At 45.2% G+C, this 2,750-nt stretch carries 1 protein-coding gene; it reads right to left on the bottom strand.

Annotated elements, in window-relative coordinates; all coding sequences use genetic code 11:
- Positions 1-2,750: condensation domain-containing protein (locus A4R26_RS07440; protein ID WP_242674854.1), on the bottom strand; the 2,750-nt coding region annotated here is incomplete at both ends.

Here is a 2,750-nt window from a genome sequence, read left to right as displayed (position 1 = left end):
CAAGTCGGCTGGACGGCCGGATACCACAGCCCCAAACACCACGTCATTCGTGTTGTTATAGCGTGACAATAAGTAACCCCATACCCCTTGTAAAAACGTGTTGTGGGTAATGCCTAACCCGCTGCACAGGGCATCTACCTTCTTAAACAGATCTCCACCTACTTGAAGGAGTTCACCCGACTCGACATAGGTAGTGGCTGCTGTTGCTGCTTTGAAGGGTATCTCTGCCAGCGATGAGTAACCTTTAAGGTAATCCTTCCAGTAACCAAGTGAACTTTCCCTGTCTATCGCTTTTAACCAATTGATATAATTGGAGTAAGGCATTACCTGCGGGAGACTTAGTGTACGGCCTTTGATCGCTGCACTCAACAGCTCATTAAAGTCATTGATGAGAACGCTTACGCACCAGCCATCCATCAAAATATGATGAGAGCTCCAGATAAACTCATATTCCCCTTCCGAAAGATCGATCACATGCAGGCGCATCTGCGAACCGTTATTCAAATCAAAGCCTCTTTGCCGGTCTTGCTGCCTGAACAGTTCTACCCGCGCCTCCCGGTCTGACCCGATATGAATTTTCTCATAGGTAAAATTATTCTGTACTTCTTTCCTCACGATCTGTAAGGATCTGCCTGCATATTCAGTACTGAAACTGGTGCGCAAGACTGCGTGCCTGGCTGTTAAGCCCTGGTAAGCGCTATCCAGTTTATCAATAGGCAACGCCTTAGCCCGCACCCGGTAGGAGGTCTGCTCAAAATAAAGTGAACTGGAATCGTCAGCTAGCCAGTGGTAGTATATTCCCTCCTGGAGAGGAGATAGCTCATACACATCTTCCAGTGTATTGTCTGGGTTGATCTTTGAAAGCTCTTGCCGGCTCAGCCCTTTGAAAGTTAGATCCGAAGGCGTCAAATAACTAGTATCAGCCCCGGATAATGTTTTTATTAAAGACTGTAAGTGTTTCTTATAAGACTTCACCAGCCTGTTGATCGTTGCTGCATCATATCTCGAACTCGAATACCTGATCGACATTCCCAGTTCTCCCCTTACCAGTATCCCCGATACATCCAGTATCGTGTTCATTCTATTCTCTTTGGATGCATCTGATCCGATACGCTCTGAAGCATATTCAAATAGCAAACCCTTATCATTGGATACATTCGCTCCAAAGTCTCCGAGGTAATTAAAGCTGATCTGTGGGGTAAGTCTGGTTTCAGGTCTTTCCTCACTTAAATAGGTGAGCATACCATAGCCTATTCCTTTATTTGGTATGCGTCGCAAATCTTCTTTTACATTTACCAGGCCCGCTGCGTGATCGGCAGCACCTGACACATCCAGTACGAATGGATAGATCGTAGTAAACCATCCAACCGTTCTGCTGATGTCTACTCCATCGATGATCTCCTCTCTTCCATGCCCTTCCATCTGCAAGACGCTTTTATCTACAGACAGAACTTCTTTCAGGGCCAAACCAAGACTTGTCAATAACACATCGTTTATCTCTGTGTTATAAACTCCGTGAACCCGGGTTTGCAATAGCCCGGTGGTCTGCTTATCGAGGCTGAAAGATGCAGCTGAATCTACTATTGCTGTCTGATCTTCTTTTAGCGCCTTATCCTGTGGTAATTTTGTTACTTCTTGTTTACATACCTGCTGCCAGTAAGCCCGCTCCCTTTCCAGCTTCTTACCCGCCGCGTATTCTTTTTGAAGCAAAGCCCATCTTTGAAAAGAATCCGTCTTTGATGGAAGGCGCGGTTCTTCGCCTCTTTTATAACTGGAATACAGGTTCGACAGGTCTTCTAAGATTATACGCCACGAGACTCCATCCACCACCAGGTGATGAATTATCAAACCTAAACGGTCACTGTCTTTTAACCTGAAATGAAGCACTTTGAGTAAAGGACCTTCTGACAACTTTATACCCGATTGTAATTCTTCGCCCAGTTGGGCCATTTCATCCAGCGCATTGTCCGCTTCTCTTAAGTCATAGAAGTCAATGCTGTACTGCTTTGAGCTTGTATCCTGGTTAAACTGTTGCCATCCTCCTTCCCGCTGTTTATAAACCATCCGAAGGGCGTCGTGATGCCGGGTGAGGTTTGCGATGCTCTTCTCAAGAAGCTTGCTGTTCAGCTCCTCCTTACTATACAGTAAAACAGATTGATTATAGTGATCATGAACTTTTATTTCCGATGATTTGAAAAACCATTCCTGAATTGGCGTTAGCACAACCTCCCCACTCACCTCACTTTGATCGCTAACCTGGGTAGTCAGCTCCATTAACGGGGCCAGCTCCTCCAACACGGGGGTTCTTAACAGATGCTCTATCTTAAGCCTATAACCCTGCTGTTTTAACCTCGCTACCACCTGGATCGATTTGATAGAATCTCCACCAAGATTGTAAAAACTATCCCTGATCCCTATGCCTTCTCTTTTTAACACATCTGACCATACCGATGCTAATATCTTTTCCCGTTCAGTGCCCGGAGCTACATATTCTACGCCACTGAAGAGTCCCAGACCTTCAGGGTCAGGCAAGGACTTCTTGTCTACTTTACCATTAGCTGTTAATGGCATTTCTTCCAGTTGTACAAAGTAGGCCGGAAGCATATATACCGGTAACACCTGTTTTAAATAGTTCCTTAAATCACTTGTATTTTGCTCATGGCTGGAAGTGATATAGGCTACCAGCTCGTTTTCTCCTGATTCGTTCTCTTTGACTATAACAACTGCCTGGTTTATCTCTTTATTCTGCT

The sequence above is a fragment of the Niastella populi genome (assembly GCF_002078015.1).
GTDB lineage: Bacteria > Bacteroidota > Bacteroidia > Chitinophagales > Chitinophagaceae > Niastella > Niastella populi.
This window is presented reverse-complemented; position numbering and strand designations above follow the sequence as displayed.